The sequence below is a fragment of the Protofrankia sp. Cr2 genome, from assembly GCF_963555885.1.
Lineage (GTDB): Bacteria > Actinomycetota > Actinomycetes > Frankiales > Frankiaceae > Protofrankia.
This window is the reverse complement of the sequence record NZ_CAUVXG010000009.1, coordinates 27595-31433: the sequence shown is the minus strand read 5'-3', so window position 1 is coordinate 31433 and position 3839 is coordinate 27595. Positions and strand designations below refer to the sequence as shown.

Here is a 3839-nt window from a genome sequence, read left to right as displayed (position 1 = left end):
AGCCGCCCCGAGCACCAACGGCGCGGCCTGTCGGCCCGACCTGGAGGTGCGATGGCAATCATTCTCGGCGACAACCAGTATGGAAAGGCCGAAGTCAGACTCGTCCATATCGACCGTTCGACCCGGGCGCACCGGATCAGAGACATCACCGTCTCATCGACGCTACGGGGTGACTTCGCAGGTGCATATCTCGCCGGGGACAACAGCCACGTGCTGCCCACCGACACCCAGAAGAACACCGTCTATGCCTTCGCGCGCGACGGTGGTATCGGCGAGATCGAGGAATTCGGCCTGCGGCTCGCCCGGCATTTCGTCGGATCCGATGAAGGGACCACCGGCGCCCGGATGGAGATCATTGAATACGGCTGGCAGCGGATCGACGTCGCCGGCCATCCAGATGATCATTCTTTCTCGCGGGTCGGCGGCGAATACCGGACGACCGTGGTCACTCTCGACCACGACATGGCCTATGTCATAGCCGGGATCGGTGGACTGATCCTACTCAAGTCGACCGGATCAGAATTTCGCGGATTCGTTCGGGACACGTACACGACGCTGCCCGAAACGGACGACCGAGTCCTCGCCACCGAGGTCACCGCCCGATGGCGGTACACCAGCGCCGAGGTCGAGTACGGGCGGCTGTTCACCGACATCCGGGCGGTCCTCATGCAGACGTTTGCAAAGGTGCACAGTCTCGCGCTGCAGCAAACCCTGTACGCAATGGGTCAGGAGGTGCTCGCCGCTCACCCGGAGGTCGCCGAGATCCACATGTCGATGCCGAACAGGCACCACTTCCTGGTTGATCTCACGCCCTTCGGGCTGGACAACCCCGACATCGTTTACCAGCCGACCGACCGGCCGTACGGAAAAATCGAGGGGATCGTGCAGCGCGACGACGCGCCCGCACCCGGACCGGCCTGGCTGGCGGCCCCGGGCTTGTGCTGATCAACTGGCCGAAGGCGGCGCGATCATCGGTTCTTCGCGCCGCCGGCGGCCGTAGGAATGTCACCGTCGGCCGAAGGCGGCGCGATCATCGGTTCTTCGCGCCGCCGGCGGCCGTAGAAATGTCACCGTCGGCCACCGCCAATCGGACGATGTCACCGGTGGTGACCGACAGGCGCTGCGCCGCGCTCCCTCGGTTCACCGCGAGCGTCACCAGCCCGGCGGAGTCGACGTAGACGACGATCTCGCCCGGATCCACCGAGGCGAAGGTGATCCCGAACAGGCCGGTGGCCACCGACCGACCCGCGGTGATCTCGATGGTACGACCGGGGGCAACCCCTGCCGGGGCGAGCAGGTCCGCGGCCGCGGCCAGTTGGACGTTGCCGAAGGTATCGATCGTGAGGACTTCGATCTCGACGGCGGTGGGGGACGCTGCACCGCTGACGGCCGGCCGGGCGGGCCGCATAACCGGCGCTGGGAGCCGCACGAGCCCAGCTGGGTCTACCGGTGCGCCGAGGGCGGCCAGGTCGTGGCCGGCCACGAGGGCGGCCGCGGCGGGCGCGAAAACATCACGCCCGTGGAAGGTCGCCGGCACTTCGGCGGGCACCGCCAAGGCCACCACGGAGCGCACGCCCCCGAGAGCGTCGGCCGCGGGTGGCAGCAGGCCGTTGTCGGGGCCGACGAGAAATCCCCGTGGGGTGGCCACCGCGACTGCCCGGCGCGAGGTGCCCACCCCCGGGTCGACGACCGCAAGGTGCACCGCGGGTGGCAGGTGGCCGAGCGTCTGGGCGAGCACGACCGATCCCCGCCGCACGTCACCGGCCGGTACGAGATGGGTGACGTCGATGATGCGAACGCCAGGCGCCCGACATAGCAACACTCCATGGCAGGCCGCCACGAAACCGTCGAAAAGTCCGTAGTCAGACAGAAAACTCACGTACGGTATACGGATCATATGACCCCGCTCGTCCGGAGTCGGGCGATCTCCGGCGCACCGTAACCGAGCTCGGCGAGGATGACGTCGGTGTGTGCTCCGAGTGCGGGCAGCGGTCCCATCGGAGCGTCCTCACCGGGGAAGGCGACCACCGGGCGCAGTTGGCGGACCGGTCCGACCGGTGAGTCAACCGAGGTCCACCGGTTCCGCGCGGCCAACTGAGGATGATCGATTAATCCGCGGACGGTGTTGAGACGGGCGTGGGCGATGCCGGCGGCGTCCAGACGGGCCTCGGTCTCGGTCGTGGTCAGCGCCGCGATGACGTCCGCGACCAGCGCCTCGGTGCGCGCCCGGTTACGTACCCTGGCCTGGTTGGTGGCGAACTCATCGGCGACGGCGGCCTCGGGCCGGGCGAGCACGTCGGTCGCCAGCCGAGCCCACTCACGATCGTTCTGGACGCCGATCAGCAGGCGGTCGCCGTCAGCTGTCGTGAACGCCTCATAGGGCGCGATCGACGGGTGGCCGATGCCCAGCCGTGGTGGTTCCACGCCGGTGTGTTCGACGGTCTGTACCGAGTACCCCATCCACTCGGCCAGGGCGTCGATCATCGTGATCTCGACAGCGGCGCCGGCGCCGGAACGCTCGCGGCGCAGTAACGCGGCCAGGACCGCCTGGACGACGTAGGTTCCCGCGGACACGTCACCCGCGGCGAACCCCGCCTTGGCGGGGTGCTCGTCCGTGCCCGTCGCGGAGATCAGCGCGGTCTCGGCCTGGACGAGCATGTCGTAGGCACGCTTGTGTGCATAGGGGCCTTGCGCGCCATAGCCGGAGAGATCCACGGCCACGAGCCGGGGATTCGCCGCTGCCAGCGTGGCCGCGTCGAGGCCCAACCGGGCCGCGGCGCCCGGCGCCAGGTTCTGTGCCACCACGTCGGCACGGCTCACCAATCGGGTGAGCACCGCGCGACCTTCGGGAGCCTTGATATCAACGGTCAGTGACTGTTTCGATCTGTTCAGCCAGGCGAAGTGGGCCGACATCCCGCCCCGCACCGCGGCGTCGTAGGCCCGGGCGAAATCCCCGGAGCCCGGCCGCTCGACCTTCACCACCCGAGCGCCGAGGTCAGCCAGATGTCGAGTGGCGAACGGCAGGGCCACCGCGTGTTCCAGGCTGACGACGGTTACACCTTGCAGCGGCAGCACGCTCTCACACTATCGGCCAAAGGCGGCGCGATCATGTTTTCCCGCGCCGCCGGAGGCCCACCTCCAGCTGGCCCCGGCCAAAGGCGGCGCGATCATGTTTTCCCGCGCCGCCGGAGGCCCGATCGCCATCCACGCCATCCACGCCATCCACGACCACACCGTCGACAACCTCGTGATGGGCATACCCCAGCGCCGGCGGTGGGACATCAGTTGGCGGCTGTCGTGGGGTGAGCAGCGACGGTGCGTCCTTCTCGATCGGTGGACCGCCGTTGGCGAATACCACTGCCAACCACGGTACGACGATGGCGACGGCGATGGCGGCGAAGCGGGCCCAGTTGCGCAGCGCAACCACGGCGAGGATGAGGCAGGCGGTGCGGAACAGCATCGAAATCACATAGCGTCGCTGACGGCGTTGGATCTCCTCCGGGCGCGACAGGGCCGCACGGGTGATCAAAGTGGTGTTACTGTTCCGCCTGATCCGCACCGACGCACCCCTTATGACTGCTTTCTGTGACCACCCACGTCCGTGTGGCCACTCACGCGTCCCGCGTCGCAGACCCGTGCAGACGGCGCCGCGCACGGGTGGTCAGATGAAGAGAGCCCGAGCCTGTCCAGTGTGCGCGCCCGGGCGCCGCATCGCCCGCCAAAGAGCGTCTATGAGCGCCCGGCAATCGGGACGCGACGTCGCGAGCCTGGGGCACGCACCCCAGCCCCGCTCCTTGATCCACACCCCTATTGCCGGGCGCTCATAGAGCGACCGGCAA

The 3839-nt window shown here is 68.3% G+C and carries 4 protein-coding genes; 1 reads left to right on the top strand and 3 read right to left on the bottom strand.

Annotation, left to right across the window (positions count from 1 at the left end; all coding sequences use genetic code 11):
• Window positions 1–51: 51 nt before the first annotated feature.
• Complete coding sequence (gene pucL, locus U9978_RS06905; RefSeq protein WP_322760277.1) at window positions 52–945, top strand: factor-independent urate hydroxylase; 894 nt, start codon at window positions 52–54, stop codon at window positions 943–945.
• Window positions 946–1030: 85 nt separating this feature from the next.
• On the opposite strand, the gene U9978_RS06900 is transcribed toward pucL, so the two are convergent.
• Genes U9978_RS06900 through U9978_RS06890 form a run of 3 tightly spaced genes read right to left on the bottom strand, consistent with a single transcriptional unit; the run spans window position 1031 to window position 3559 of the window.
• The gene (locus U9978_RS06900; protein ID WP_416210876.1) at window positions 1031–1888 is read right to left on the bottom strand and encodes an SAM hydrolase/SAM-dependent halogenase family protein; all 858 of its coding nucleotides are present in this window, start codon (window positions 1886–1888) and stop codon (window positions 1031–1033) included.
• 5 nt (window positions 1889–1893) lie between these two features.
• Window positions 1894–3075 (bottom strand): CaiB/BaiF CoA-transferase family protein, encoded by a 1182-nt coding sequence (locus U9978_RS06895; protein WP_322760213.1) that lies wholly within the window; start codon window positions 3073–3075, stop codon window positions 1894–1896.
• Between the two features lie 31 nt (window positions 3076–3106).
• Window positions 3107–3559 carry a DUF3099 domain-containing protein gene (locus U9978_RS06890; RefSeq protein WP_322760212.1) on the bottom strand — a complete coding sequence of 151 codons (453 nt, stop codon included), beginning with the start codon at window positions 3557–3559 and terminating at the stop codon, window positions 3107–3109.
• Window positions 3560–3839 lie beyond the last annotated feature (280 nt).

Coding starts and splice junctions, on each gene's coding strand:
- pucL (WP_322760277.1), top strand. CDS start 52: ATGGCAATCATTCTCGGCGACAACCAGTATGGAAAGGCCGAAGTCAGA.